The organism is Candidatus Proelusimicrobium volucris, assembly GCF_959605025.1.
In the GTDB taxonomy this organism is placed as follows: Bacteria; Elusimicrobiota; Elusimicrobia; order Elusimicrobiales; family Elusimicrobiaceae; genus Proelusimicrobium; species Proelusimicrobium volucris.
Genome location: NZ_CAUHCY010000004.1, coordinates 29,064 through 55,373 on the forward strand (window position 1 = coordinate 29,064; position 26,310 = coordinate 55,373).

Annotated in this window: 24 protein-coding genes and 1 tRNA gene; 22 read left to right on the forward strand and 3 right to left on the reverse strand. The window is 45.8% G+C overall.

Annotated elements, in window-relative coordinates; translation table 11 throughout:
• Positions 1–27 precede the first annotated feature (27 nt).
• Positions 28–1,485 carry a protein kinase domain-containing protein gene (locus ACQY3M_RS04630; protein WP_428066358.1) on the forward strand — a complete coding sequence of 486 codons (1,458 nt, stop codon included), beginning with the start codon at positions 28–30 and terminating at the stop codon, positions 1,483–1,485.
• Here ACQY3M_RS04630 and ACQY3M_RS04635 read toward each other — a convergent pair.
• Positions 1,482–2,195: a nucleoside phosphorylase gene (locus ACQY3M_RS04635; protein WP_428066360.1), complete on the reverse strand. Its 714-nt coding sequence runs from the start codon at positions 2,193–2,195 to the stop codon at positions 1,482–1,484. The genes ACQY3M_RS04630 and ACQY3M_RS04635 overlap by 4 nt on opposite strands.
• Positions 2,196–2,268: 73 nt before the next feature.
• Between ACQY3M_RS04635 and ACQY3M_RS04640 the strand changes: the two genes are divergently transcribed.
• Together ACQY3M_RS04640 and ACQY3M_RS04645 are read left to right on the forward strand one after the other, a co-directional pair.
• A complete protein-coding gene (locus ACQY3M_RS04640) occupies positions 2,269–3,603 on the forward strand; it encodes an alanine/glycine:cation symporter family protein (RefSeq protein ID WP_428066362.1) in 1,335 nt (444 codons plus the stop codon).
• An 18-nt stretch (positions 3,604–3,621) separates the two neighbouring features.
• Positions 3,622–4,545 (forward strand): magnesium transporter CorA family protein, encoded by a 924-nt coding sequence (locus ACQY3M_RS04645; protein WP_428066364.1) that lies wholly within the window; start codon positions 3,622–3,624, stop codon positions 4,543–4,545.
• 132 nt (positions 4,546–4,677) lie between these two features.
• On the opposite strand, the gene ACQY3M_RS04650 is transcribed toward ACQY3M_RS04645, so the two are convergent.
• Entirely contained in the window at positions 4,678–5,463 is a 786-nt protein-coding gene (locus ACQY3M_RS04650) for an undecaprenyl-diphosphate phosphatase (RefSeq protein ID WP_428066365.1), read from the reverse strand.
• A 60-nt stretch (positions 5,464–5,523) separates the two neighbouring features.
• Between ACQY3M_RS04650 and ACQY3M_RS04655 the strand changes: the two genes are divergently transcribed.
• From ACQY3M_RS04655 to ACQY3M_RS04680, 6 genes are read left to right on the forward strand one after another with little or no spacing between them, the layout of a single operon-like run.
• On the forward strand, positions 5,524–8,586 hold the full coding sequence (locus tag ACQY3M_RS04655; RefSeq protein ID WP_428066366.1) for a PD-(D/E)XK nuclease family protein: 3,063 nt from the start codon (positions 5,524–5,526) through the stop codon (positions 8,584–8,586).
• Positions 8,573–11,839: a UvrD-helicase domain-containing protein gene (locus tag ACQY3M_RS04660; protein ID WP_428066368.1), complete on the forward strand. Its 3,267-nt coding sequence runs from the start codon at positions 8,573–8,575 to the stop codon at positions 11,837–11,839. The genes ACQY3M_RS04655 and ACQY3M_RS04660 overlap by 14 nt, the downstream gene beginning before the upstream one ends.
• Positions 11,840–12,124 (forward strand): YbaB/EbfC family nucleoid-associated protein, encoded by a 285-nt coding sequence (locus ACQY3M_RS04665; protein WP_428066369.1) that lies wholly within the window; start codon positions 11,840–11,842, stop codon positions 12,122–12,124.
• 5 nt (positions 12,125–12,129) lie between these two features.
• Positions 12,130–12,492 (forward strand): CoA-binding protein, encoded by a 363-nt coding sequence (locus ACQY3M_RS04670; RefSeq protein WP_428066370.1) that lies wholly within the window; start codon positions 12,130–12,132, stop codon positions 12,490–12,492.
• Positions 12,493–13,419, forward strand: coding sequence for an aldo/keto reductase (locus tag ACQY3M_RS04675; RefSeq protein ID WP_428066371.1), 927 nt, complete (start codon positions 12,493–12,495; stop codon positions 13,417–13,419). It begins immediately after the preceding gene.
• The gene (locus tag ACQY3M_RS04680) at positions 13,403–14,704 is read left to right on the forward strand and encodes an SPL family radical SAM protein (protein ID WP_428066372.1); all 1,302 of its coding nucleotides are present in this window, start codon (positions 13,403–13,405) and stop codon (positions 14,702–14,704) included. Before ACQY3M_RS04675 ends, ACQY3M_RS04680 begins: the two co-directional genes overlap by 17 nt.
• Before the next feature lie 111 nt (positions 14,705–14,815).
• On the opposite strand, the gene ACQY3M_RS04685 is transcribed toward ACQY3M_RS04680, so the two are convergent.
• Positions 14,816–15,334, reverse strand: coding sequence for a thioredoxin domain-containing protein (locus tag ACQY3M_RS04685; protein ID WP_428066373.1), 519 nt, complete (start codon positions 15,332–15,334; stop codon positions 14,816–14,818).
• Positions 15,335–15,421: 87 nt separating this feature from the next.
• Here ACQY3M_RS04685 and ACQY3M_RS04690 point away from each other — a divergent pair, with 87 nt between their 5' ends.
• The 13 genes from ACQY3M_RS04690 (at position 15,422) to lpxD (ending at position 26,304) form a co-directional block, all read left to right on the forward strand.
• Positions 15,422–16,327 (forward strand): M23 family metallopeptidase, encoded by a 906-nt coding sequence (locus tag ACQY3M_RS04690; protein ID WP_428066375.1) that lies wholly within the window; start codon positions 15,422–15,424, stop codon positions 16,325–16,327.
• Positions 16,328–16,344: 17 nt separating this feature from the next.
• The gene (locus tag ACQY3M_RS04695; RefSeq protein ID WP_428066376.1) at positions 16,345–16,815 is read left to right on the forward strand and encodes a bactofilin family protein; all 471 of its coding nucleotides are present in this window, start codon (positions 16,345–16,347) and stop codon (positions 16,813–16,815) included.
• Positions 16,816–17,532, forward strand: a complete 717-nt coding sequence (locus tag ACQY3M_RS04700) for a SurA N-terminal domain-containing protein (protein ID WP_428066377.1) — start codon at positions 16,816–16,818, stop codon at positions 17,530–17,532.
• A 1-nt stretch (position 17,533) separates the two neighbouring features.
• Positions 17,534–18,451 carry a PfkB family carbohydrate kinase gene (locus tag ACQY3M_RS04705; RefSeq protein WP_428066379.1) on the forward strand — a complete coding sequence of 306 codons (918 nt, stop codon included), beginning with the start codon at positions 17,534–17,536 and terminating at the stop codon, positions 18,449–18,451.
• 114 nt (positions 18,452–18,565) lie between these two features.
• Positions 18,566–18,637, forward strand: a tRNA-Thr gene (locus ACQY3M_RS04710).
• Positions 18,638–18,673: 36 nt separating this feature from the next.
• Positions 18,674–19,423 carry a S1C family serine protease gene (locus ACQY3M_RS04715; RefSeq protein ID WP_428066381.1) on the forward strand — a complete coding sequence of 250 codons (750 nt, stop codon included), beginning with the start codon at positions 18,674–18,676 and terminating at the stop codon, positions 19,421–19,423.
• Positions 19,424–19,494: 71 nt separating this feature from the next.
• On the forward strand, positions 19,495–19,689 hold the full coding sequence (gene rpmB / locus ACQY3M_RS04720; protein WP_428066383.1) for a 50S ribosomal protein L28: 195 nt from the start codon (positions 19,495–19,497) through the stop codon (positions 19,687–19,689).
• A 155-nt stretch (positions 19,690–19,844) separates the two neighbouring features.
• Positions 19,845–20,384, forward strand: a complete 540-nt coding sequence (locus ACQY3M_RS04725) for an RNA polymerase sigma factor (protein WP_428066384.1) — start codon at positions 19,845–19,847, stop codon at positions 20,382–20,384.
• On the forward strand, positions 20,374–20,823 hold the full coding sequence (locus ACQY3M_RS04730; protein WP_428066385.1) for an anti-sigma factor family protein: 450 nt from the start codon (positions 20,374–20,376) through the stop codon (positions 20,821–20,823). Before ACQY3M_RS04725 ends, ACQY3M_RS04730 begins: the two co-directional genes overlap by 11 nt.
• A gap of 11 nt (positions 20,824–20,834) precedes the next feature.
• A complete protein-coding gene (locus ACQY3M_RS04735) occupies positions 20,835–21,401 on the forward strand; it encodes a hypothetical protein (protein ID WP_428066387.1) in 567 nt (188 codons plus the stop codon).
• A 219-nt stretch (positions 21,402–21,620) separates the two neighbouring features.
• Positions 21,621–24,098, forward strand: coding sequence for an outer membrane protein assembly factor BamA (bamA, locus tag ACQY3M_RS04740; RefSeq protein ID WP_428066388.1), 2,478 nt, complete (start codon positions 21,621–21,623; stop codon positions 24,096–24,098).
• Positions 24,099–24,142: 44 nt separating this feature from the next.
• On the forward strand, positions 24,143–25,282 hold the full coding sequence (locus tag ACQY3M_RS04745; RefSeq protein ID WP_428066389.1) for a hypothetical protein: 1,140 nt from the start codon (positions 24,143–24,145) through the stop codon (positions 25,280–25,282).
• Positions 25,279–26,304 (forward strand): UDP-3-O-(3-hydroxymyristoyl)glucosamine N-acyltransferase, encoded by a 1,026-nt coding sequence (gene lpxD / locus ACQY3M_RS04750; protein ID WP_428066391.1) that lies wholly within the window; start codon positions 25,279–25,281, stop codon positions 26,302–26,304. Before ACQY3M_RS04745 ends, lpxD begins: the two co-directional genes overlap by 4 nt.
• Positions 26,305–26,310 lie beyond the last annotated feature (6 nt).

The window sequence follows — 26,310 nt, forward strand, 5'->3', positions numbered from 1 at the left end:
TCGTTATTTTTATTTAATATATCTTATATGACGAAACTGCTTATGGCCGTTCTTTTTGCGTTTATTCCGCTTTTCGGGTTTGCGGCTCAAGCCGCGCCGATAATAGTGGAAGGGCGTTATTCGGCCGGATTTAAGAATATAGAAGACGGCTCAAACATCAAAAAGGCCGCCGCTTTGGAAAACGCTTTAAACGAAATAGAACGCAAGCTTGAAACGGGCGACTATACCACCGTACTGAATGCCTGCCAAAGCCTGCTGGACAATAATTACGACGACCCCCGCATATATACTTTAATGGCACGCGCTTATGAAGAATCCAAGGATTTTGACAATGCCTATTATTTTGCCTCTCAAGCGATAGCAAAAAGCCCCTCAAACGTAGAGGCCTATACCACCCGCGCGCACAGCTACCTTGAACGTAAAGACATAATGCGCGCAACCGAAGATATAGACACCGCTTTAAAACTTAATCCTCGCTCCTCAAGGGCAAAAAGCGTACAGGATTTGATAAACGAGGCGCAAAAACCGGCCAAAAAGAAGCGGGCGTCCCTATCAGATTATCGTTTGCCGCCGTGGTTTTTTGTTTATTTCGTATGCGTAGTGCTGGTTATAGCTTTCTATGTGGTGCTTAGATACTATAATGTATTTGGCGGGCCGGTAGACGTTAAAGGCAGGAAACTTAAAGAAGTAAACATAAAAGAGCAATACCACTTTATAAGGCCGATAGGCGAAGGCGGTATGGGGAAAGTCTACGAAGCTTACGACAACGCCCTTAAGCGCAAGGTGGCGGTAAAACGCATTAAGCCGGAACTGTTAAGGAACGATTACGTGCGCGAGCAGTTTTTGTCCGAGGCGAGAATGGTCGCCATGTTGCACCACCCGTGTATAGTGGAAATTTATACCGTTATAGAAACGGTAAACAGCTTGTATTTGGTGTTTGAATACGTAGACGGACAGACCTTGGAAACCCGCCTTGACATAGACAGTTATATCGATTTTGACGAAGTCAAAAACATTTTTGAATCGGTATGCCAAGGCCTAAGCTACGCGCATTCGCAAAATATCGTACATTGCGATTTAAAACCCGGTAATATAATGATAGCCGACAGCGGCGTGGCAAAAGTAATGGACTTCGGCGTGGCGCAAAAGATTACCGATGACAATGAGGACAAATCCCACCCGGTGGCGGGTACCCCGGCGTATATGTCGCCAGAACAACAAAAAGGCATTACCTCCAAACAGTCCGATATATATTCCCTGGCCGTATGTCTTTACGAGGCTTTGGTGGGGCAGGTGCCGTGGAGCGTCAAAGGGTTCGACGTAACTACAAAGAAGATAGTGCCGCCTTCTCAAATAGCGCCTTATGTCCCCAAAGAAATAGACGAGCTTATATTCCGCTCCTTAAACGAGGACCCGTCAAAACGCATACAGACGGTGGAACAGTTCTGGAATATACTTAAAAACTCCCAAGCGGTGAACTCTTAGAGGAACTTTCTTATAACTTGTTCGGTTAAAGCGCGCAAAGCCTTCACGGTTTGCGCGTTTTTGTTTGTCGACAACCAGCGTTCGCCGAAAAGCAAATCGCTTATAACAAATACCGCCGAAGCCTTAAGGCCGCGCGCTTTGGCAAAGGCAAACAAAGCCGAGGCTTCCATATCTACCGTAAGGCACCCTTTTTTATCATAATGCCGTACGGCCGAAAGCGTTTCCCTAAAAAGAGCGTCCGTAGTCCAAGTATCGCCTTCGGCCTTAACGGGTAAATCGCAAAGCGCGGGCATTTTGTCAGCCGGGATATATTCGCCGTCAAAATAATGCCGAGCGGTACCCTCGTCACAAAAAGCGCCACGGCACAGAACTCGGTCGCCAAAGGTCAAATTTTCATTCAAGGCGCCGGCGCTGCCTAGCAAAATAAAATTCTCGGCCCCCAAAGCGGCGGCCATTTCCGCCAAAACAACGCACAAGGGCGCTCCCAAAGAAAAATTGTGCATAAGCGCCAAATCGTCGTTGATGATCTCGATATCGGACATAAGTTTATAGGTTTTCCTGCTCAAAGCGGAAAATGCGCCGCCCCAATTTACGCAAGGCGCCATAATAAGGGTTTTAGGCAAAGGGAAATTGATGTTTTTGGCAGCCAAAAAATCCGCGGCGGAAAAAAGGGGCGCATCTTTTTTGTCTGCTTTATCGCATATCGGCACTGTAAACCTTCCAATAATGATAAAATATAAAGATACAAAAATTATATAAAAATAAAGGGAACGGAGTCGGCCTATGCAGGAACTGGAAAAAGCAATAAATTATTTCAACGAGCTTATTTGGACTTATCCGATGATATTGTTGCTCGTTGCTACGCACTTATATCTAACTTTTAAACTCAAATTTATACAGAAGTATATATTTAAAGCGATGAAATTGTCGGTAAAAAAAGACAATTCCGCGGGTATGGTAAGCAATTTCGGGGCTTTGGCGGTTTCCTTGGCGGCCACGATAGGAACGGGCAGTATTCTCGGGATGACCACGGCCGTAGCGATAGGAGGGCCTGGCGCGGTGTTCTGGATGATCCTTATAGGGATATTCGGCATAGCTACAAAATATTCCGAATGTCTTTTGGCGGTAAAATACAGAGTGCGCCTTAAAGAGACCAAAGAATACGTAGGCGGGCCGATGTATATAATGAAAAATGCCCTTAAAATGAAATGGATGGGAGTAATCTTCGCGATATGCGGCCTTTTAATGGCGATAAGCGGCGGCGGATTTCTGCAGGTAAACGCGATTGTCGACGTGCTTGGTGACGCTTACAGCATAAACGGGTTGCTTGTCGGCGTGATAGTTTCGCTCTTGGTAGCGATAGTTATTATAGGCGGAGTAAAAAGCATAGCCGCGGTCTGCGAATGGCTGGTGCCGATAATGGGCGGTTTATATTTGATTGCCGCTTTGTATATATTCATAGTGAACATACAGGAAATGCCGGCAACAATAGCTTTGATAATAAAGAGCGCGTTCGGTTTTAAAGCCGTAGGCGGCGGATTTTCGGGCGCGGCTTTACTTACGGCTTTGCATGTAGGAACTAGCAGGAGCGTACTTTCGACCGAAGCCGGCATGGGCAGTGCGTCCGTAGTGGCGGCGGCGGCGAAAACAAAGAACCCCGTAAGGCAGGGCTTGGTAGCCAGCACCTCGGTATTTTGGACATTCTTCATCTGCACTTTGACGGGCCTTGTAATAATAGTCGCGGGCGATTGGCAAAGCGGAGAGAAATTCGCCGGCGATTTGTGCAACAGCGCATTCCAAACCATTCCTTATGTGGGGATACCGCTTTTGGTGTTTTCTTTGACGATATTCTCTCTTACCACGATAATCGGCTGGGCCTACTACGGCGAAAAATTTATAGAGTTTCTGGGCGGCAGCAAAATAGTAAAACCCTTCCGCATATTCTGGATAATATCTATGCTTTCGGGCGTATTCATATCGCCGTCTTTGGCCTGGGCGCTGGTGGTGACGATAACCGCCATGATGTCCATACCCAACCTTATTATGATTTTTATGCTTAGAAAGAGAGTGGTGAAAGAAACAAATCTCTATCTTAAATCGGAAATAGATAATATATAATTAGAACAGGAGGCGAAAATGCAGAGAACTTATCTTATCAAGAACGGCAAAATTACTGAAGACGAATCGGCGTCCGCCTCCAGTTGCGATATACTCCTGTTCGTAGACCCTACGTCAAGCGAACAGCGTTATCTTATAGATCATCTTAGAATAGACGAGCATACTTTAGCATCTTCCATGGACCCTGAAGAACTGCCCCGTCTTGAAACGGAACCAGATCATACCGCCTTGATTTTAAACCGCCCGCGCAATTATTCGGGCAAAGAGCAGCTGGTGTTTAAGGTAGCCTCGATGGGAATGTTCCTGTTCAAAGACAAGTTGGTAATAGTAATGACGGAAGACATTCCGCTGTTCATAGGCAAGAGGTTCAATCAGGTGCTTTCTCTGCACGACGCTTTCCTGAAAATAATCTATAACGCCATAGCGCACTATTTGGAACATTTGCGCGTCATCAATATGATAACGGAAGAAATAGAGGACAAGATGACGGGCTCGGTAGACAATAAATATCTGATAAACCTTTTCAGTCTGGAAAAGAGCTTGGTGTATTATCTTAGCGCGATAACATCAAACGGTTTTGTATTTGAAAAGTTGAGAAACTTTTCCGGGCGTATCGGCTTTGACGAACGCTGCCGCGAAATGCTTGACGACATCATCATTGAAAACACTCAATCCCAAAAGCAGGCGGAAATTTATTCCAGCATTTTAGCAGGCCTTATGGACGCCAGAGCCTCAATCGTAAACAACAATTTAAACCTGCTGATGAAACGCCTAAACGTCATTACCATTTGGATTATGGTGCCGACTTTCGTGGTGAGTGCTTTCTCGATGAACGTAATGATACCGCTTCAGGAGCACCCGCAGGCTTTCTGGATGGTAATGGGTTTGGCGATAATGTCGGTCTGGCTGACGGCGATATACTGGAAACACAGAAACTGGTAAACTCTCAAACCAACTCTCCGCCGCCGTTCGGCACAATAATTTGTTATAAAAAAACTCCCGTTCATAAGCGGGAGTTTCTGTTTTAAAGAAATATTAAAGGGCAAAGCTCAAACGCCCAAAAAGATATTTTTCTTATTTTAGGAAATAAAGGGCTATTATCACTATGCCCAAAATCCACCTGTAATAAACGAAGACGTCAAAGCTGTGGCTTTGGATATATTTCATCAAGAATTTTATTACCAACCAGCCGCAAATCATCGCCGCGAAGAAGCCCGCCATAAACGGGCCGTCTATTTCCGAAAGGGAAATATCCTTCAATTTAAGTACGGCCGCGCCCGCTATTATGGGTATGGACAACAAAAAGGAAATTCTGGCGCCCGCGGCGCGGCTGAAACCCAGCAGCAAAGCGGCGGTAATAGTGGCGCCGGAGCGCGATACGCCCGGCATTATCGCCAAAGCCTGCGCGCAGCCTATCAGCATCATAGCCGCCAGCGGGAAAACGGTTTTATAACTTTTAAGTTTGGCATTGTACCTGTCGGCCAAAAACAAAAACAACGCAAAAAGCATAAGCATAACGGCTATCATAAGAGGGGAGCGGAAAACATTTTCCGCCGCGTCCTGCAAAAAATAGCCCGCCAAAGCCGCAGGTATAGTAGCCAGACCGATATACCAAAATTGGCGGCCTTCCTCGCTTTTTGGCCTGCTCAACCCGTTAATGGTAAGTTTAAGCAAATCCTTCCAAAAGTAGGCACATACGGCTATCAAAGTGGCTAAATGCAGAGCGACGTCATAAGTCAGCCCTTGATAAACCCCGCCCGAAAAAAATGGAAAAAGCGCCAAATGCGCCGAACTTGAAATCGGCAGGAACTCTCCCAGAGCCTGCAATATACCCAAAAAAACCGCTTCGCCGAGCGTCATAAAAGTAACCGCCTTTATCTAAAATATCAAAACATTACATAAATTATATATTATTTATATATGCGTCTGTTTACGGGAAGTTTCCGCGCTCTTGAGGAGCATTTTATAAACTTTATCTCAAAGGAAAAGCAAAATCCTTTGGATAGAGCGCTCGTCGTTTTGCCTTCCGCAAGGCTGCAAAATTCGCTTTCCAAGGCATTGGCGCGCAAAAGCGGTTTTATCAGCGCAGTGGATTTCGCCGATTTCCAAAATTTGGCCGCCTCGCTTAATGCATATTCGCCCGATAAAGCCAATGCGCTGCTGCCGGCAAACGCTTTGCAGGATTTTATAATTAAAGACATACTTAACCAATACAGTTCCCTGCCCGTTTCCCGCGGATACAGAACTCTGTTTAAATCCGCATTTAGGGACCTTATCGCCGCAGAAATAACCGTCAAAGACCTGCTGCTTTTAATGGAGTCGGACGAAATTCCCTCACAGGAACAAAAAAAACAACTTTCCGAATTTATAGTCTGCTACGATCAATATCTCCGCCAAATACGAAAAGACGGCTTTGATTCTTACGGAGACTTTTTCAAAAAAGCGGCGGGCACGGTAAAAAACAATGCCTATTTAAAAAAATTCAAATATATAATCTTTTACGGCTTTTACGATTTGACCGCCCTGCAATACAATGTATTTAAAGAGATAGCGGCCGATTTTGAGGTATCGGTATATTTCCCATATTTAGATACGCCCGCTTATTCATTCGTCAAGAATTTTTACGAAGGCTCTATCCTTCCTTTGGCGCAATATAAGGAGGCTCTTCCCCCGGACAATTCCCCCTTCCGTCAAGCGGCTTGCGATATCTTCCTTCCCTCCGATAACGAAGCGCTAAATCCGGATATAAGGATTATAGGCGTTTCGGGCGTACGCGACGAGGTAAACGCCGCGGCCAAAGAAATTCTGACGCTTAAGGAAAAGCACCACATCGCCTTTGGCGAGATTGCCCTTTTCGCCAGAACAATGGACCCATACAAATACGATATCCCGGCCATATTCGCACGCAACAAGATACCGGTAAACTACTCTTTTGAATTTCCGCTTTTAAGCCACCCTTTCGCGGCCTATATATACAATCTTCTTAATCTCGGCAGAAACGATTTTTACAGCGCGGACGCAGCCGCGGTGGTGGCTTCGCCGTATTTCAAAGAGGGCAGGCGCGAGTGGCGAGACATAATAAGAAACAGCGGCATAACGGGCGGACTATCCCAATGGTCGGGCCTGGCGAATCTCTACATCAACAGCAAAAACGAAGAAGAAAAACGCCTTTATAGGGCAAATGCCGCGCAAATAACCCAAACGATACAAGCCTTGGCCAACTTCTATCCCACCTTGGAAGAAGCGGGCGATTTTGAGTTCTTGGCGGAAAAGGCAAACTCTTTTATAGAAGCCTTCACACGTGAAGATATTGAGGACTACGAGCGGAATATCCTTGAAAAAATAAGGAAAATTATTCGCCAAACGGCCTCTTTCTCGCAAGTGCGGCGCCGCGCGCAAAAGGGCGAATTTCTGGACGAATTGCTCTGGGCGATGAAAGAAGAAACCTTCGCCAAAACCTCCGAATACTCCGACGGCGTACAAGCCGCCGACATAATGGCCTTAAGAGGCCAACACTTTAAAGCGGCGGTATTTCTTGGCATGAACGAGGGCCTCTTGCCCGCCACACCAGCGCCCGACCCGATATTAAAAGAGGAATACCGTACCTTACTCCAAAAGGTTGGTTTTTTGATACATAATCAAAACGAAAGATATTTTGAGGAAAAGCTGCTGTTCTCGCTGGCTCTTTCAAGCGTGGCAGAAAAATGCTCTTTTATCTTTGAGAGGAGCGGCGACGACGGAAAGACAAAAATACCATCTCTCTATCTAAGCCGCTTGGCGCAAAGCGCGGGCAAAAACCTAAAGAGTCCGGACCTTTCTTTAAGCCGCAGGGAAAGCGAGAAGCTGGCCCAATGGCCCTTTGAGCTTTTAAATCAGGAGGAGGCGGCCTCTCTCGCGGCTTTAAAATTCCCCGCCGCCAAACAAGCGCTTTATACGGCCTTTAACCCGGAAGAACTGCCCGATACTCTGTTGGAAAACCAACTTGAAAAGGCACCCTTTTTAGCTTTTAAATCGCCCGGCCTAAACGCCTATGACGGCGTGATAGGGCACTCCAACGCCTTGGCGGAAAAAATAAACATCAAAGGGCTTTCGCCCAGCAATCTGCGCGCTTTATGGCTATGCCCCGCGAGTTATATGTTCAAAAACATTATCCGCTCAAACGAGCCGCCGGAATACGACCGCGCCAAAATACCCGCAAACGCGAAAGGAACCCTGCACCACGAGATTTTGCAAAAGTTCTACATTTACGTAACAAAGAACAAACTGCTGGATAAGTTGTTTACGGGCGCGGCGGGTGATATTTTTGAGGAGTTTTCAAACTCCAGCCTCACTGCCGAACGTTATAAGGAATACGGCCTTTATCCGCTCGTCTGGAAAGACCTTTGCAAAGACATCAAAAAGAATTTAAGGCACTTGATAGAGGCCGATTTGCCCGTCCTCCAGCAAAATAATTTAACGCCCTCTTTTTTTGAATACCACTTGGAGGCCGAAGCCGATTTTGACGGCGTCAAACTTAAACTGCACGGCGAAACCGACCGCATAGACATCAACAAAGAAACCCTTTTCTGCCGCGTGGTGGACTATAAGAGCGGCAAGGAAGATTCATCCATGCTCAAAGCCATTTTTGAAAAGGGCATTTTGCAGCCGCCGCTTTATATGCTTATGATAAACGAAAGCAAAGATAAAAATCTGCAAGGCTGCAAAGCCCAATCGGCATCGCTTTTGGCGGTTGAGGAAGAGGGCAACCCGGAAAAGAGCTTTTCCCTTTCCGAATACGAAGCCGTAAGAGAACCTTTTGAACGGGCTGTAAAATACCGTCTGGATTTGGCGCGAGAGGGTGTTTTCCTAATAACACCCTGCGAAGATACCTGCAAATATTGCGCCTTTGCCGATATTTGCCGCAAAGACCACGTCCCCAGTTTAAGGCGCGCGGCGCTTTCGGCGCAAGCGGTTAAACTAAGGAGTTTCAATGCCCCAAAATAACGATTTTTTTATCGCGCCGGACCAAAAAGCGCGCGACGCCGCCGTAACGGAAACGTCCAACAACGTAATAGTGGAGGCGGGGGCCGGCACGGGTAAAACCACGCTTTTGACAGACAGGCTCTGCTACCTTATTTTGAATAAGGGCATAGCCATAGACAAAATAATCGCGCTCACTTTTACCGAAAAGGCCGCCGCGGAAATCAAAGCGCGCCTGCTAGATAAAATGAACGATATGCTCCTGCTGATAAAAGGCGAGCCCCCCAAACAGGGCGAAGAGGAAAAACGCAAGGAAACTTTAAAACTTAGAAATAAAATCGCACGCGACGACAAAAGCCTCAAAGAACATATAGAAAAGAATTTGGAATTGGCCGAGCGCGCAATAATAAGCACCATACACGGCTTCTGCTTTAAGATTTTAAAGAGATTCCCCGCCGAAGCCGGGACCGCGCCCGATCTTACGGCGGACGCGCAAAACTCGTCGGAGGCGATACTAGATAAAGTATGGACGGCATTTTTGGACGAACAGCTTAATTACCATTCCCCGCGCGCAGATTTATGGGAAGACATACTCTCCGCCTGTACTTTGCAGGAGATAAAAGCCTTCGCCTTTACTCTTTTGAAACAGCCCTTGAGCGATTACCGCCCCGATTTGAAAAGCAGGGAAAAGGCCAAAATCCTGCGCGAAAAAGCCCAACGCGCCGAAAATTTTTTAAAAGAATATAAAAACACCAGTAAAAAAGGAAACGCCTTCGACCGGAATTTGGAGCAGGCGATTGCCGTCTTAAACAATACCGTGGCATACCACGAAGGCGGCGAATACGGCGACGTCAATATGGATCAAACCAAGAAAGTTTCCCGCCGCCCCAGCGGCTGGACCTCGGAGGAAGACTTCCTGGAAGCGGGCGAAATAATAGCTTTGGCCAATAATGCATCGGTAAAGAACATTGAGCTTCTTAAAAAGGCGCACCTTGTTTTAAGCGAATTTCTGCCTTTGGCGCGCGAAGCGCTAAAAAAATCCAACCTTATAGATTTTGACGACATGATACTCAAAACAAGGGATTTGGTAAAAACACACCTTCACGTAAGGCAGATTTTAAAAGAAGAATATCAGAGTATTCTGCTTGACGAATTCCAAGACACGGATCCAGAACAGGGCGAAATATTCCTATACCTCAGCGAAACGCAAGACAGCCAAGCCAAAGACTGGCGCGACGTCCTTTTGGAGAGAGGCAAACTTTTTATAGTAGGCGATCCCAAACAGTCCATTTACCGCTTCCGCGGCGCGGATATATCGGCCTATGACGTCTTTATAGACACCCTGTTAAAACAAGGCGCGGCGAAATATTTCCTGCAAAGCAATTTCAGAAGCTCGCGCGAAATAGTCGCCTACGCCAATAAATTCGGCCAAAAAGCGATAGAGGAAGAACACGGCATACAGCCCAAGTATGTCCCCATAGAACATACTAAAAATTACAAAGCCGAACCGGTGCGCATTTTGGCAATTACCGACAACGGACAAAAAATCCATTCCGAACGGCAGCGCCGATTTCAGGCTGATCTCATCGTCAAATGGATAAACGAAAACGCCTTCAAAACGGAACTTTCCGAAGGCCGCGCTATGACTTATAAAGACATCGCCGTACTCTACCGCAGCGCGACCGGGCTTTCGCTTCTGATAGATGCCCTAAAGCAGGCCGCCATTCCTTACAGCGTGGAGGAAAACAAAAATTTCTATCAGACCCAGGAAATAAAGGATATTTTAAACCTGTTAAAACTGGCACAAAACCCGATGGACAAAACGGCGCTTATCGGCGTGCTCAGAAGCCCCTTGTGCCTTATCGGCGACGACGAAATCCTGGCTTTGGCCGAAAGCGGCTCCTTAAACATATATGCCGAAGTTTCCTCTCCCCACATAAAAGCCTGCTTTGATATGCTGAAAGAAATTTGCCGCCGCGCCCAAACCTCGCCGCTGGAAGATTTTATAAACTATATTCTCTACCAAACGCGCTTTAAGCAAATGCAGCTTTTATGCGGCGCGGGCGAACAGACAAGCGCGAACATATCAAAATTTATGGATATAGCCAGGGGTTTCGCCTCAAACGGAATGCTGGCCTTGCCCCAGCTTATACGCCATATCGAAGTATATTTCAAGAAAAAGGAGAAGGAAGGGGAGTCGCCTTTGGCGGAAGACTCTTTGGACAGCGTCAAACTGATGAGCATACACAAATCCAAAGGGCTCCAGTTCCCCGTGGTCCTAATTTACGACATAGCCAAAGAGGACAAAAAAGGCAATAAGGAAGAACGCTCTTATCTAAGCGATTGGCTCTCGGGCGCAGGTGCGCCGCGCTTGGGCAAAATAAAGGATTTGACCTATTCCATCCTGGAACAGACCAACAAGAAACACGCAAAAGCGGAAGAGCGGCGCATTTTATACGTCGCGCTTACCAGGGCTAAAGAAAGGCTTATAATTTTAGGCTCGGCAAAAGCGGCAAAAACCTTGGCCGAACCGCTTTTGGAGGCGGGCTGTTACCCGGGCGAAGATATGCCGCCGATACTGCAAGAAGGCGTTTGCGAAGTTTCCTATATCCCCTATGGCGAAGGCGGCGCGGGCGCGCCGGGCTTCGGCGTACACCCCGGGGAAGGCGATCCGGCTTTCCTTACGGAATGGAAAGAAATCTGGCTTAAAAGAAGTGAAGAATACAAAAAAGCCGCCCTCCGTACTCCGCGCCCCAGCGCCGCCGCACAAAGCGGATATGAGAGCGAAGAAAGAACTAAAGCCATGCTCATCGGCCGAATATGCCACAGATTGCTTTGCCAAATTTTGCTGGGGCGGGAAATCTCCTTAAACAATGCCGCAGTAATAGAAGGCGCGGACCCTAAAGCCGACGCCGAAGCGATTAAAGAGGCGCAAGATATTATAGAAGATTTTAAACAAAGCGAGGCTTTTAAAAAATTAACCTCTATGAAAACGCTCGCCTGCGAATTGCCCTTTTCGCTGAAAGAGGGCTCGGCGGAAGTTTACGGCAGCGGAATAATAGACGCCATTTTTGAAGACAAGTTCGGCGGCATATTTATAGCGGAGTTTAAATCTGATAAGATAAATAAAGAGCGGCAGAAAGAAACCGCGGGAAAATACATGCCCCAGCTTGAGGCCTATCTAAACGCCGCACGCGTTATATTTAAAGGCAGGAAAGTAAACGGCGCATTGATATTTTTGCGGAGTAAACAAATTTGCCCTTTAGGAGAAGATTAAATGTTTGACAACTTAAAGAAACTTATGGAACTTAAAAAAACAATGACCGAGGTAAAAAAACGCTTGGACGAAATGGTAATCAAGGTTGAAAGCCCGGCCAAAAATTTTGAGATGACGATATCGGGCTCCCAGCAGGTGCGGGAACTTAAAGTCCTTAAGGATTTAAAAGAAGTTTCAAAAGAAGATATAGAAAAGGATTTGACCGAGCTTTTTAACAAAGCGGTAAAAGATTCACAGGCTATGGCCGCGCAGGCCATGGGCGGATTGGCAAACTTGGGGCTGTAAAAATTATGCGGGAAGGCTCAATAGCGGTTGTGGGGGCGTCCTCGGACAAAAGCAAATATTGGCATAAAATCTTCGCGGATTTAAAGGCCGCCGGCTTTGACGTCTGCTGCGTCAATCCGAAAACCGAAGCCGACCCGCAAAATAATATATATAAAGACTGGGCAAGCCTCCCGCGCAAGCCTCAAACCATAATAATAGTGGTCCGCCCCGAACTCACCGCCGAGATAGCAGCTTACGCCGCAGAAAACGGCGTCAAGGAATTATGGTTCCAGCCCGGAACTTATGACGAAACTTCCGCAAAAACCGCAAAAGAGGCCGGCATAAGCGTACATAATGCCTGCTTTATGGTCCAGAAAGGGATTTGGTAGATGTTATATACCCAAAAATCAGGCCTGAAAATATCAAGGCTGGGGCTTGGAACGTGGGCGATGGGCGCGGGGAAAGACTGGGGCCCCGCCGACAAAAACGATTGTATCGGCGCGATACATGCCGCCCTCGACGCGGGAGTAAACTTGATAGATACCGCGCCGATATACGGCAATTTCCGCTCGGAACTTATAGTAGGCGAAGCTATTAAAGGCGAAAGAGATAAAGTTGTTTTGGCGACGAAATGCGGCCTTCAGCCAGGACAAAGGGCGGTGCGTTTTGACCTTTCCCCAAAAGCCGTACGTGCGGAAATAGAAGCCTCCCTAAAAAGACTTGATACCGATTACATAGATATTTACTTTATCCACTGGCCCGATAGAAACACGCCCCTTGCCGATACCTTGTCCGAATTTGAAAAAATCAAGCGGGAAGGGAAAATCCGCCTTTGCGGAGTTTGCAACTTTTCCCTCTCTCAACTCAAAGAGGCTTGCGAAATAACCGACATAAGTTTTGTTCAAAACGAATTTTCGCTCTTGAAAAACGAACAGTCCAAAGAGATAATCGCCTTCTGCGGGCAAAACGACAAAACCTTTATGGCATACGGCGTACTGGGCGGCGGAATATTAAGCGGGAAATACAAAAAGGAACCCTGTCTGCCAAAGTACAGCGTCAAATCGTTTTTCTACAAATTTTACAAAGGCGCGGCTTTCGAAAAAGCGCGGCAAGCCGCCGAACTTTTATCGCAAGCGGCACAAAAATACAACGGAGATCCCGCACAAGCGGCGCTGAATTACGCTTTGGCGCAAAAGGGCGTAGACATCGCCCTGTTCGGCGCGAGAAATCCGCGCCAAGCCCTGCAAAACGCCCGCGCCGCAGATTGGAGTTTTAACCCTAAAGAACTGGAGTTTTTGAATGAAAGATATGCTTAACCTGCAAGAAGCCGCCCGCGCCGCCGCGCAAGCGCTTCTGCCCAAAGCCGGCCTTAACAAACAGCGCGAAATATCGCGCCTGATTTTTGAAATTTGCAAACGCGACGATACCGCCCCCGCCGATATTTCCGCAAGGATAAACGCCAAAAATTTTGAGCAGGCAAAAAAAGAGCTGCTGGCCCTAAGATATCCTATTTCCTTTAAAACGGCGAAACGGGAAAATTTCTATCTTCCGAAACTGGACCTGCAAGCCCTGCCCGACGCCGAAATCAAAAGAGAAGAATTTTACCCCAAAAATATATTTATAGAGAAGGAAGTCCTCAATTCTCCCTTGGCGCAAAGAGCTTTAAAACTTTTCCCAAAAGCTAAAACCGAAATATTGGAAAAGAAAACTTTCTGCGGAAGCGAAAACTATTCCAAACGCAAAGAGAACTTGGTAATAATAAAGGAAAATTTTGATTTCGTCAAACCCTGCCCCTGCACCAAAAACTGCTTTTGCTGCGGATACAATTTGGTTAATTTAGGTTTCGGCTGCGCCTACGAGTGCAGTTATTGCTTTCTTCAGCAATACCAAAACCTGCACGCCATAGTACTGCCGGCGAATATCAAAGATTTTTTGGATAAAATAGAAAAGAAGCCCTTAAGAAAAGGCCCTTTCCCCCATATCCGCATAGGCAGCGGGGAATTTACCGATTCCCTGCTGTTTGACCACATAACAAACTATTCTTTTGACATAGTTGATTTTTTCAGAGGGCGGGAAGAATATTTTGAGTTTAAAACAAAAAGCACAAATATCGACAATCTTTTAAAAATACCCGCCGCCAAAAATATCGTGGTGGGCTGGAGCGTCAATCCTCAAAACGTAATAGACGACGCCGAATCGCTGACAACCCCTCTCGACGCACGCCTGGCCGCCGCCGCAAAAATAGCCGCGCACGGCTATAAGACTGCCTTTCACTTCGATCCCGTAATTATCCACGAAGGCTGGCGGGCGAATTATCTTTCGGTAATAGAGAAGATAAAAAACACCGTACCCGCAGAAAGCATAGCCTGGATAAGCATCGGCACCCTGCGCTTTAGCAGGGAACTTAAAAAATGCATAGAAAGCAGATTTAAAAGCAATACCATACTGGACGGTGAATTCCTGTTGGATTTCGACGGGAAAATGCGCTATCCCAAAGCCCTTCGTAAACAGGTTTACGAAACTTTGGCGCCGGCATTAAAAAAAGCCTTTCCCGGAACTTATGTCTATCTCTGTATGGAAGAGCCCGATTTGCAAATATAAATTCCCCGCGGAACTTGCGACCAGATTTGAAAACTCCCCCCGCCGGGCCGGGATTTTCTGAAAATAAAAAAGCCCCCGCTTTTGCGGAGGCTTTTTGTTAAGCTCAACTCCTTATTTTAAAGATTCGTCTATGGTCGCCGACATCAACTCTATATAGGCCGGATCGGCGCCGATCCATTTCTTGGTTTCGCCGTTTGTGCCGATAAAGAACATCGTCGGGAAACCGGTTACGCCCATATCCTGCCCGAAATGCGCGGCATTATAGTGGATTTTCGCGTTCTTGGCGTTTTTTACCACGTCCATTTCTTTAAGTTGGTCATTGGCGGGATCCACGAAAGCTATAACGATATCGACGTTTTTGTCTTTATATTTGCCGGCCATTTCGTCAATCAAAGGCAGCATTTTTTTGCAATAGCTGCAAAAACCCGCCATCGAAGCGACCAATATCGGTTTGGAAGGATTCTCTTTTTCCAAGACGAAATCCTCTCCGCCTAAAACGGCGGGCAAAGTATAGGCAGCCGGAGCTTGCGCGACCGTATTATCGGTCTGGACCGGCTGCTGTTGGGAACTTTCTTTGGCGCAAGCCGCGAAAGCTAATACAGCAAAGGTTAATATTAACAGTTTTTTCATAACTCTATTATAGTTTTTATTTAATTCCTTTGCACTATGTTTATTATTTAAGTTATAAAACGGGCCAAAAATGATAGAATTAAAATTGTGAGAAAAAGTCAATCTTCAATCTCAAGGCTGTTGTTTGAGCGTATGGAAATAGTCCTTATGCCGCGTTTCGGCTCGGGAATAAAATTTTCCGTATATCCGCTTTTGCTGATTTTAATACTGTTGGCTTGGCTGGCCGTAACGGTATATGCCGTATTTATAGCTTCTAAAAATATAGATTACGAAATCGTAAAAGCCGACAACAAGGTAATGAAGACAAAATTCGCTATGATAGCCGAAGAACTTTCAAGAAACAGAAAGTATATCGAAATGTCCCAAAAAACGGATGAACAGATGCGCCAAATGCTCGGAATGAAAGGCGGCAAACACGTAAACAGACCGTTTGAAGGAAGCGAAGAAATCAATTTTAAGGAAATGCTCGCCAAAGAAGCCAAAGATATTGACGAAGAACAAATAAACCAATATCTTAAAGACACCACCGAGCTGGCGCAGGCGCGTTTGGCAAGCTTCCAGGAGATAGCCTGGTTCTACGCCAACCAAAAGAATATAAGCGACTCCACGCCGTCAATCAAACCGGCGACGGACGCGGTTATAACTTCAGGCTTCGGATACAGGCTTTCGCCGTTCGGCTCTTTTATAGCGTCATTCCACAAGGGGCTGGACTTCGCGGGCAAGCCGAACTCCAGAATCAGAGTGACTGCCGACGGAGTGGTAAGACACGCGGGCTGGGCGCAGGGCTACGGCCAGGCGGTACTTGTAGACCACGGATTCGGCTATTCAACGCTTTACGGCCACTTGGCAGATATTAAAGTAAAAGCCGGCGATGTGGTAAAAAGAGGGCAGTTCATAGCCAATATGGGTACGACCGGCCGCTCTACTGGCGTGCATTTGCATTATGAAGTTTGGAAAGACGGTACTCCCGTCAATCCCAGATCATATTTTTAATTTATTTCGGAGGAGTTATGGGTTTTTTAAGCAAAGACGATAAAACGGGAGAATATGTTTCCGTAATAAGCGAACAATGCCAATTCCAGGGGACATTGGATTTACAGGGATCTTTAAGAATAGACGGCGCTTTGGAAGGCAATGTAGATAACGCCAAATACGTTACGATAAGCAAAAGCGGAACGGTAAAAGGCGACATTACCGCACAGGGCGTAGTGGTAATAGGGAAAATGACGGGCGACATCGTGGCCGACAGCGTGGAAATTTTAGCCGACGCCAAAATTACCGGTAACATACGATCAAAGAGCATTTTGATAGAAGGCGGGGCAAAAGTCAGCGCGACTATACAAGTAGTAGGAGAGGAAGAGGCTTCTCTTGATGAGGAGGAAATAGCCGCCGACGAACCGCAAAATAAACCCGCTAAAACGGAAAAGATTGAAAAGCAGGAAAAACACGAAAAGAAAGACAATAAAAAAGGAGATAAATAAATGATTTCCATTCTCAACAAGTACAAAAACCCCATATTGATCATAACCATTTTATTTTTTGTCGGCAGCTTGGGATTTGTCGGCGCGGGCGTGTTTATGGAAGAATACGGCCCCAACGCGGCGGTAGCCAAAGTCGACGGAGAACCGATAAAATATAAAGACTTTTTGAGAAATGTCGAGTTGGTATCGCAGGAAGCCAGAAACCAAGAAGATTATACCGAAGACACCGAAAAGGCCATTAGACAGCAGGTCCTGCAAGCTATGATAACCCAGGAGACCATGGCGCAGGCGGCCGAAAAGTTCGGCATTGGCGTATCGGATTTGGAAATAGGCTACGAAATAAAAAACTCCCCCGCGTTCAACGACGGCAACGGCTTCAATAAAAACGCTTATATTTGGGTGGTAAGGAACCAATTCCATTTAAACCCCGCCGAATATGAGGCGCAGCTTAAAAAAGAGAAGTTAGCCTCCAAATTCCAAAATACTTTAATCCTCGCGGCGAAGGTAACCCCGCAGGAAGAAAAACTGTTGAAAGAAGAAACTGACAAGGTCTTTGCTTCGGATAAAGAGGCCGCTAAAAAATTAAGCTCCGACGCCGATACCGCGCAAGCTGCTCTGCAATTGGCCGCGATCCAGGTAAAAGCGCAGGATCTGCTTAAATCTTATTCAGATAAAATCAACGGCGAGAACAAAATAAAGTTGTTCTATAAGGACTAAAATGGAAAAGAACAAAAGTAAGGTAATAATAGTCGGCTCGATGGCTTTCGACAATATAAAAACGCACAAATCGTCGGTTAAGAATGTTTTGGGCGGATCGGCCAGTTATTCGTCGATAGCGGCAAGCTTCTTTGCCAAACCCAAAGTAATAGCGGTGGTCGGAAGCGACTTCACGAAAAAGCACATCAAACCCTTCCACGACCGCGGGGTAGACACCTCCGGCATAGAGGTTAGAGACGGCAAAACCTTTACTTGGGCCGCCGAATACGACAAGGATTTCAAAAACGCGACTACTATCTCCACAGATTTAAATGTCTTTGCCGATTTCGCCCCGGCTTTAAAACCCGCCGATACACAACCCGAAGCTTTGTTCCTTGCAAATATCTCGCCCAAGCTGCAGCTTGACGTATTAAAACAAGTCAAGAAGCCGCGCCTTATCGCCTGCGACACCATGAATTTGTGGATAAAAAACAATAAAGCGCAGCTGCTTAAGCTGTTAAAGTCGATAGACATCGTTTTCGTAAACGAGGCCGAATCGCGCCAGCTTACCGGCATATACAATCTTATAAAGGCGGGCAAAGCGATACTTAAAATGGGGCCGAAGGTAGTTGTTATAAAACTCGGGCCCAACGGCGCTTTGCTGCTGACCAAAGACGCTATGTTCCAGGTTCCGCCGTTCCTTATCGAAGAACCGGTTGACACCACCGGCGCGGGCGATAGCTTTGGCGGGGGATTCGTGGGATATTTGGCTTCGGTAAAAAATTGGAATAATATAAAGCATATAAAGAAAGCCTTAGCCTACGGAACGGTTTTGGCTTCTTTCGCGATAGAAAGCTTCAGCATAAAGAAACTGGCTCAGGTAAAACCGCAGGACATAAAGAAACGGTTTGAAATTTACAGCAAATCCTGCCGTTTTTAAAACTGCTTTGAGTAAAAGAGTTTTCTTTTGCCAAGTAAAAAAGTCCGGGAAGAAGGGCGGCCTTTCCTTGGCATAGAAAGTAAAAATTGTTATAATTTTAACTAGTCAGTTAACGCCGAGGTAGCTCAATGGTTGAGCAACGGTTTTGTAAACCGTAGGTTGTGGGTTCGAGTCCCATCCTCGGCTTTCTTTGCACAAACGCAGTTTGCGTGCGGTACTTTTATGAGGAAATACATCGTCTTATTATTCTTATTGTCGGCCGCCGTCACAAACGCACAAAAAACGCCCGCCGAAATAGCGGAAATGTACGGCAATGCCATAGTATCGGTAAACGTACTTAAGGAAGACGGCTCGACATACAGCGGAACGGGCTTTATCGCCAATTCCGACGGACTTATAGCCACGGCCGGGCATGTCGTTGAAAACGCCGCCTTTATAAATCTTACCTTTAAGAACGGTGTAGTTTCCGAAGAGGCCATCGTAATAGACAAAAGCCCTAACAAAGAAATAGATTTAGCCCTGCTTAAAATAAACAACCGCAATCTGCCATATGTACAGTTCAAAAATGCCGACTATGTAAAAGCGGGCGACCCCATTATAGTAATAGGAAACCCCAGAAGACTGCAAAACACCGTTACAGACGGACTTATATCCCAGATAAGAAGGGTAAGCAAGGGCGTCATTTGGCTGCAAATAAGCGCGCCGATCTCCCCCTCATCGTCAGGTTCGCCGGTATTTGACAAAGACGGCAGAGTCATAGCGATGGCTCTTTCCAGCCTAAAAGGCACCGACATACAAAATATCAATTTCGCCATACCGTCAAACTACTTGATGCAGATGATGCGTAAAAACGGCTATATTGTACCCATGCCACAAAAGAAAGTCTATGAAAATACCGTATGGGGCAGACTGAAGGAACATTGCGCCAAATCCTGGCGGATACTCAAGAGCAAAATTTCGGCGATATTCTAAAACGGATTTACTTTAAAACGGTTTTTTAGTACAATATAGTAAACAAATTTATAAGCCAGGAAGAAGAAAATATGTCATACAAATGCGAAATCTGCGGGAAACAATCTGTAAGCGGCGGTTCTTACAGCCATTCCCATTTGAAAACCAAAAGAACTTTCAAACCGAATCTCCATAAACAGAAACTCGTTTTGGACGGTAAAACGCAAACCGCTTATGTTTGCTCCAAATGCATGAAGTCGGGCAAAGTGGTAAAACCCGCGATATAATGTTCTTAACTTTTTAAACCCCGCTTAACGGCGGGGTTTTTTATTGCCCAAAACGGCTTTTTATTACAAAATATATCCAAATAAAGGGAAGTTTTTAGTTGTTAAAAGAATATGCAATAATCCCGCTTTGTTTTGCGTTCTATTAGTGAGGGCCTATGATACACGAAGATATGGTTATTTACAATGTCAAGAACGGAAATACGGAAGACTTCGGACTTATCATAGAGAAGTATAAGGACTCTTTATATTCTTATATCTTTTACAGCGTAAAAGACGAAGGCGCGGCGGGCGATATTTTCCAAGATACGATGCTCAAAGCGCTGACGGAAATAAACAAATATAAAGAGAAAGGCAAATTTAAGGCGTGGCTCTTTACAATAGCGAGAAACAAAATTACGGATTATTTCCGTAAAGCCTCTAAAACCGTAAGCTTGGAAGAAGATGAAACGGGCGAAAGGGCCGATTCTTCGGACAATACGGAAGCCAAGGCGCTTTCAAACATCTCGCTGGAGGAGATCTCGTCCTTCATAGACAAATTGCCGCAAGCCCAAAAGGAAGTAATATTATTAAGGCAGTATTTAAGTTTCAAAGAGATAGCGCAAACTTTATCTTGCCCGCTTGGGACGGTACTTGCCAGGATGAACAGAGCAATAAAGAAATTGCAGGAATTTATGGGAGAGGAATATGCCGTATAAACACGAAAATAAAATGCAGCAAGACGCACTCCTTTACGCCTACGGCGAACTGCCGCAAGAGCGCGAAGCGATGTTCCTCAAGCATTTAAAAGACTGCAAAGAATGTCAGCGGATTGTTCAAACCTCTTCGTTGATAAACGCGGCTTTGCCGCAGCTTAAGGCACCGGAATATCTGCCCATACCGGATTTAAGCGCTTTTAAGCGAAAGAAGAGCTCTTTATTTTCCTTTTTGGGTTTTAACTTCAGATTCAGACTTTTGGCCCCGCTCGGCGCGGCGGCGGTTATGCTGGTAATGGCCTTGGGAACTTATGAAGTGGCCAATATATATTCCCAGCGCCGCAGTCAAGCGTCGCTGCAGTATATAGACAATATGTACGACAGCGTATATACGCTTGAAGACGAAGTCTACAATCTGGCAGACTACATTGACAGCTTATAAAGGAGAGCAAAATGAAAAGAGTATTCATAGCAACATTAGCAGTTGTATTTGGAGCAGGTATCCTTTCCGCCCAGCCTATGCAGAACAGGGAAGAGCGCAGGAAAGAGTTCAAAGAAATGAACCAGCTTGTAGAAAATTACAAGAGTGAAAAGAATAAAAAGAAGAAAGCCGCCATCGAGGAACAAATTAAGGAAAAGGTTTCCGCCAATTATGACAGGCACATAAAATTCCTGGAGGAATTGGTTGCCGATTCTGAGGAAAGGCTCGCAAAAACTAAAGAGAAACTCAACAAAGCCAATGACCCTAAAGAAAAGGAAAAGCATATCGATGAGGTAACGAAGAAGATACTTTCCGGCGAAAAGCCGACTCTTTTCGGGCCACCCGACAGGCAAAAAGGCAAGAAGTTTGACCGCAAAGACGACCGCCGCAAAGACAGACGCCCTCAGATGAAAAGAAATGACTGCGACTGTCCCTGCCTAAAAGGGCCCAAAGGCGGGCCGGCTCGTGCCGGGGATTTGGTTCCGCCTCCCTCGCAGGCAGACGAAAAGTCCGCAAAAGAAGAACCGGCCAAGAAATAAATCGTGTGATAAATACAGCTACAAAACAAACGATCTTCGCCGTTTCCTATAAGACGGCGATACATAAAAACGGCCTACAAAAGATGCAGCCTTTACCCGGGCTGCATCCTTTTTTATCCATGCAGAGATATACATAGCCAAAAGGCAATATTTACCGAGATATATTTTCCGCTATCCAAATTATATAACGCTAAGCCTAAGTAATGATATAATATTTATATGTTTAAACATTTAAGACCAATACCACTTTTAACTTTATTATCATTACTACCCGCAATTTGTGCGGCGCAGGGCCTTGGCATAGACCAGGGAATCAAAAGAAGCCCTTTGAATTTTACCAGAGATAACTATGTCAGCCCGGAAGAATACGCCGAAACTCTTGGCCTTCCCGGCGAAACTCAGGCTGAACAAAACCAAGAAAGTACGGAACAGGAATCAAAAACCGACCCCAACGGCCCTTGGATGATATGCAAAATAACGGCAGACGGCCTTGTAAACATCAATAAAAAGACCATAACCAAAAATATATCAGCTAAAGAAGGCCAGCTATATTACAAAGGCTCCATTCAGGAAGACGTATCCGCCCTTATGGCCTTGGGTAATTTCGATAATATGGAAATCTCCATAGAGCAAACCGAAGGGCAGAAAAAAGACAAAGAAGATAAACAAATGTATCCCTGCCATACGCTTACGGTTATAGTGACGGAAAAGCCTATCGTCGACAAAATAAATTATGTCGGCAGGAAGGCCCTCTCCAAAACGGCCATACAGAACGCCATGGCGCTTAAAGTAAAAGATCCGTACAGCGAGTCAAAACTGGAATCGGATATGGCCAAGATAGAAGCCGCTTACGCAGCTAAAGGCTACACCAATACAAAAGCGACTTTCTCGGTATCGGAAGACAAAGACACAAATACCGTCACGGTAACAATCAATCTTGACGAAGGCTCCAGAACAAGGGTTAAAGAAGTAATAGTTGAAGGTTTAAACGACATTCCCGCCAAAAAGTTTATAAAAAAAATGTCCAACCGCCCCAAAAAAGTATTCAAAGGGCAGAACTTGGCGCAAGACCAATACAAAGCGATAACTTATGCCAGGAATTTGGGCTATTTCGATTTTAAAATAGACGATTTTTCCACGGAATTTAACGAAGACAAAAGCGAAGTCACCCTAATTTACAAAGTGACCGAAGGACACGACGTCGTTTTCGGCGATACCACTTTTGAGGGCAATACCGTATACACCACGCCCGAACTGGAAGAAGTGGTATTCTACAAGAAAGGCAAAAAATTCAATCAGCAGAAATTCGATATCACCGTAAGGGATTTGCAGGAGAAATACGCCAATAAAGGATACTTACGCGCCGATATTACACCTCAAAAGAATTTGGACGAGGAAACAGGCGAACTAAATATAAATTTTGACATATTGGAAAACAACCGCGTCTACATCGACCATATAGACATCACCGGCAACGAACAGACAAAAACCTATGTCTTTGCCAGAGAGTTAACTATAAAAGAAGGCGAAATTTTTAATTACGACAAAGTAAGACGAAGCCAAAACAAACTTATGAACCTCGGCTTTTTAAACGACGCGCAAATAGACATAACGCCCACAAACGACATAAGCAAAGTGGACGTCGCCTATAACGTGGTGGAGGGCCGCCCGGGAATGTTTACGGCGGGTATAGCGATGTCCTCTTTAGACGGTCTTTACGGCGATGTATCATTAAACCATCTTAACTTGTTTGGCAAAGCGCAGCGACTCTCTTTAAGAGCATTGTTCGGCAGCAGGATATTGGATTACACCCTAAGTTGGTCCACCCCGTGGATAGGCGAAAAACCGATAAGTTTCGGCGTGGACGTTTTCAACACCAGAAGGTACCGCTCTTACAGAAGCACAAGCTCCGCCTATACCGAAAAACGCAAGGGCGGCAGGCTCAATATCGGGCCGAGATTCAACGACGATATTTACCAGCTTAATTTCTCCTATACTTTTGAAAACATCAATATCTACGATATAGAAGAGCAATACAAAAACGAGCTGGAACAGGGTACGACAAATGTTTCCACCTTGGGGGCAAGCTTTGCGATAGACACGCGCGACAATATTTGGGACGCCACAAGCGGCATGAGGAACTCCCTCGCGGTAGATCTCTCCGGCGGGCCGATGTTCGGCGATTTGGATATATACAGGCTTACATTTAAATCCTCATACAATAAGACTTTAATAAATATCGGCAAAGATTATCCGATAGTACTTATGATAGGCAACCGCGCGGGCTTGGTAAAACCCTACGGCAGGACAGACGAAGTGCCCGCTTATGAAAGAGTATTTTTGGGCGGCGCCGATACCGTAAGGGGTTATGATACCACCGGTCAAATCGGGCCGGCCACCGGCGGCGAACTTTACTATATAGGCAATGTGGAGCTTAAATTCCCGCTGGCCAGGGAAGGGCGCAGAACAATAGCGCAGATAGCAGCTTTCTTTGATATAGGGAACTCTTGGATGGATTTCAACGACATAAAATTCCAGACAGGCACCGCCGAAGACCAATTCAAGATGGGCGTAGGCTTGGGCTTGAGGCTGGTAACGCCGTCCTTGCCGATAAGGATAGACTGGGGTTACGGACTCAATCATAAACCAGGCGAAAAGAGAGGCTATATCTACTTCTCCATGGCAAATTTGTTTTAGGGTCTTGTCCAGGCAGATTAAATCTGCTTAACTAAATTTAAGGAATGATGAAAAAGCATTTGATATTTTCGGCCGTATTTTTATTGCTGACAGCAACTCTCCAAGCGCAGCAAAGCGGCGTTGTGCCTCAGGGCGAGAAAGTTTCGCAGGAAACGGCTCAATCTCTTGAACAGCTGCCTGGCGCAAGTTCCATTCCTTTGGAAAAATACGATACTACCGCAATAGTGCAGATACCGGTAATGTCGCCTAGCGAGAGCAGGCCCGCGGGCAATTTTGACTCCAATTCCCAAATGCCGGAGGGTTCATCTTCGGGCGACCAAACACCGCAGACGCTTGCGCCGGTACAGGACCCGCAAGCAGCGGCTTTGCAAACACCGGTGGATAATGCTTTGGGCATATCCGAAGCGCAGGAAGCCCTGGAACAAGCGCAAGAGCAAAGCAATACCATTACCCAAAACGCCACCCCCGCCAAACTGTGGGAAGAAGGACACTTCGGCCTAAAATTAGACGGTGCCAACCAGGAAGAAAACGATATCCCGCCCGGTACTTTGGCTGTATATATAGACATAGAAGAAGCCTTCAATAATAACCCTTGGACCATAAAAGCCAGACGCAACATAAAGATAGATTTGGAAACTAAGCAACTTGAATATGTACAAATGCAAAGCCAGCTGCAGGAGCTTAAAAATAAACTGGCGGATTTGAGACAGGAACTGCTTTATTATACCCCGTATTATCAAAATATCCAGTATATCCCGGCGCTGGGCGATAAAACATATCCCTCGGTCAAGGCCGACAAAATAGAGGAAATATGCAAGAATTTGCTTTTCTGCTCCTCAGCCACCCAGGTGGACAGCCCTCTTAATATCCCGCTAAAGATTAAACAACTCAAAAGCGCGATAGAGGATACAAAAAAAGCGATAATAGAAAAAGAGGCCTTCCTGCTGAATTACAGGGAGCTTTCCAAAGAGGAAATACTCTCCCGGCAGGATTATATAGTCCAGCAAATACTAAAGCAGATATACAGCGGGATAAAAGAATACGCCACCGTCCGAAATATAGGCATAGTGGTGGACAAAAAAGATTTAATCTTCGGCAAACCTTTGGATATAACGCCGGAGTTTATAAAATGGATGAAAAGCTATAATAAAAAATACACGAAAGAAAACGGAGACCTGTTATGAACCTTACCTTAAAACAAATAGCCGAACTGAGCAAAAGCGAACTTAAAGGGGACGAGAATTTCGTACCTTCCGGCATCTGCGGTTTGGACAGTATACGTGAGGGCGCAATTTCTTACAGCAATAATATAGACAAGCCCGAAACTTTTAAAGATTTAAAATTAGGCGCTTTGATTTTGCCCAAATCGGCCAAAGATAAGGAAATTCCGTTTGGCGGCAATATAATCTACGCCGACAATCCCGAATGGGCTTTTACCTTGGTGATGAGGGAGGTTTCCACCCTTAACAAAGACATCAAACCCGGCATTCACGAAAGAGCCGTGGTTTCCCCCAGTGCCAAGATAGGGCAAAACGTCTTTATAGGCGCAAATACCGTAGTGGAAGATGACGCCGCAATCGGCGATAACACCATAATATATCCCAACGTATACATCGGCAAAAAAGTTCAGATAGGGCAAGGCTGCTTAATCTACCCCAATGTAACGATACGGGAAGAATGCGTATTGAAAAACAAAGTAATTTTACAGCCGGGCTGCGTTATAGGCTCCGACGGATTCGGCTATGTATTTAACGGCAAGCACGAAAAGATACCGCAGCTTGGAAACGTCATTTTGGAAGACGATGTGGAAATCGGCGCCAATACCACCATAGACCGCGCGAAGATAAACCATACGATAATCGGCGCCAACACCAAAATAGACAATTTGGTGCAAATCGGCCACAATGTAAAGACTGGCATGAGCTGCATTATAGTATCGCAAGTGGGGATAGCGGGCTCTACGGAGCTTGGCAACGGCGTAGTTTTGGCGGGCCAGGCGGGTGTATCTGGCCATCTGAAATTGGGCGACGGCGTAGTGGTCGGCCCGCAAACCGGAATAATAAGCAACATAAAAGCGGGCGAAAAGATAATGGGCTCCCCCTCCATGCCCTACGGCGATTTTATGAGGCTTAACGTAATCTTCAAGAAACTGCCGGAACTATATAAAGAGATAACAAACTTAAAGAAAAAATTTAAACTTTTCTAAGGAAGC

Excerpts from the sequence above, each read along its gene's own strand:
- ACQY3M_RS04680 (WP_428066372.1), top strand. The coding sequence starts at position 13,403 with ATGAAAGATATGCTTAACCTGCAAGAAGCCGCCCGCGCCGCCGCGCAA.
- ACQY3M_RS04645 (WP_428066364.1), top strand. The coding sequence starts at position 3,622 with ATGCAGAGAACTTATCTTATCAAGAACGGCAAAATTACTGAAGACGAA.
- ACQY3M_RS04695 (WP_428066376.1), top strand. The coding sequence starts at position 16,345 with ATGGGTTTTTTAAGCAAAGACGATAAAACGGGAGAATATGTTTCCGTA.
- ACQY3M_RS04735 (WP_428066387.1), top strand. The coding sequence starts at position 20,835 with ATGAAAAGAGTATTCATAGCAACATTAGCAGTTGTATTTGGAGCAGGT.
- ACQY3M_RS04650 (WP_428066365.1), bottom strand. The coding sequence starts at position 5,463 with ATGACGCTCGGCGAAGCGGTTTTTTTGGGTATATTGCAGGCTCTGGGA.
- ACQY3M_RS04705 (WP_428066379.1), top strand. The coding sequence starts at position 17,534 with ATGGAAAAGAACAAAAGTAAGGTAATAATAGTCGGCTCGATGGCTTTC.
- ACQY3M_RS04665 (WP_428066369.1), top strand. The coding sequence starts at position 11,840 with ATGTTTGACAACTTAAAGAAACTTATGGAACTTAAAAAAACAATGACC.
- ACQY3M_RS04660 (WP_428066368.1), top strand. The coding sequence starts at position 8,573 with ATGCCCCAAAATAACGATTTTTTTATCGCGCCGGACCAAAAAGCGCGC.
- ACQY3M_RS04630 (WP_428066358.1), top strand. The coding sequence starts at position 28 with ATGACGAAACTGCTTATGGCCGTTCTTTTTGCGTTTATTCCGCTTTTC.
- ACQY3M_RS04655 (WP_428066366.1), top strand. The coding sequence starts at position 5,524 with ATGCGTCTGTTTACGGGAAGTTTCCGCGCTCTTGAGGAGCATTTTATA.
- rpmB (WP_428066383.1), top strand. The coding sequence starts at position 19,495 with ATGTCATACAAATGCGAAATCTGCGGGAAACAATCTGTAAGCGGCGGT.
- ACQY3M_RS04640 (WP_428066362.1), top strand. The coding sequence starts at position 2,269 with ATGCAGGAACTGGAAAAAGCAATAAATTATTTCAACGAGCTTATTTGG.
- ACQY3M_RS04700 (WP_428066377.1), top strand. The coding sequence starts at position 16,816 with ATGATTTCCATTCTCAACAAGTACAAAAACCCCATATTGATCATAACC.
- ACQY3M_RS04715 (WP_428066381.1), top strand. The coding sequence starts at position 18,674 with ATGAGGAAATACATCGTCTTATTATTCTTATTGTCGGCCGCCGTCACA.
- ACQY3M_RS04685 (WP_428066373.1), bottom strand. The coding sequence starts at position 15,334 with ATGAAAAAACTGTTAATATTAACCTTTGCTGTATTAGCTTTCGCGGCT.
- ACQY3M_RS04730 (WP_428066385.1), top strand. The coding sequence starts at position 20,374 with ATGCCGTATAAACACGAAAATAAAATGCAGCAAGACGCACTCCTTTAC.
- bamA (WP_428066388.1), top strand. The coding sequence starts at position 21,621 with ATGTTTAAACATTTAAGACCAATACCACTTTTAACTTTATTATCATTA.
- ACQY3M_RS04670 (WP_428066370.1), top strand. The coding sequence starts at position 12,130 with ATGCGGGAAGGCTCAATAGCGGTTGTGGGGGCGTCCTCGGACAAAAGC.
- ACQY3M_RS04745 (WP_428066389.1), top strand. The coding sequence starts at position 24,143 with ATGATGAAAAAGCATTTGATATTTTCGGCCGTATTTTTATTGCTGACA.
- lpxD (WP_428066391.1), top strand. The coding sequence starts at position 25,279 with ATGAACCTTACCTTAAAACAAATAGCCGAACTGAGCAAAAGCGAACTT.
- ACQY3M_RS04675 (WP_428066371.1), top strand. The coding sequence starts at position 12,493 with ATGTTATATACCCAAAAATCAGGCCTGAAAATATCAAGGCTGGGGCTT.
- ACQY3M_RS04725 (WP_428066384.1), top strand. The coding sequence starts at position 19,845 with ATGATACACGAAGATATGGTTATTTACAATGTCAAGAACGGAAATACG.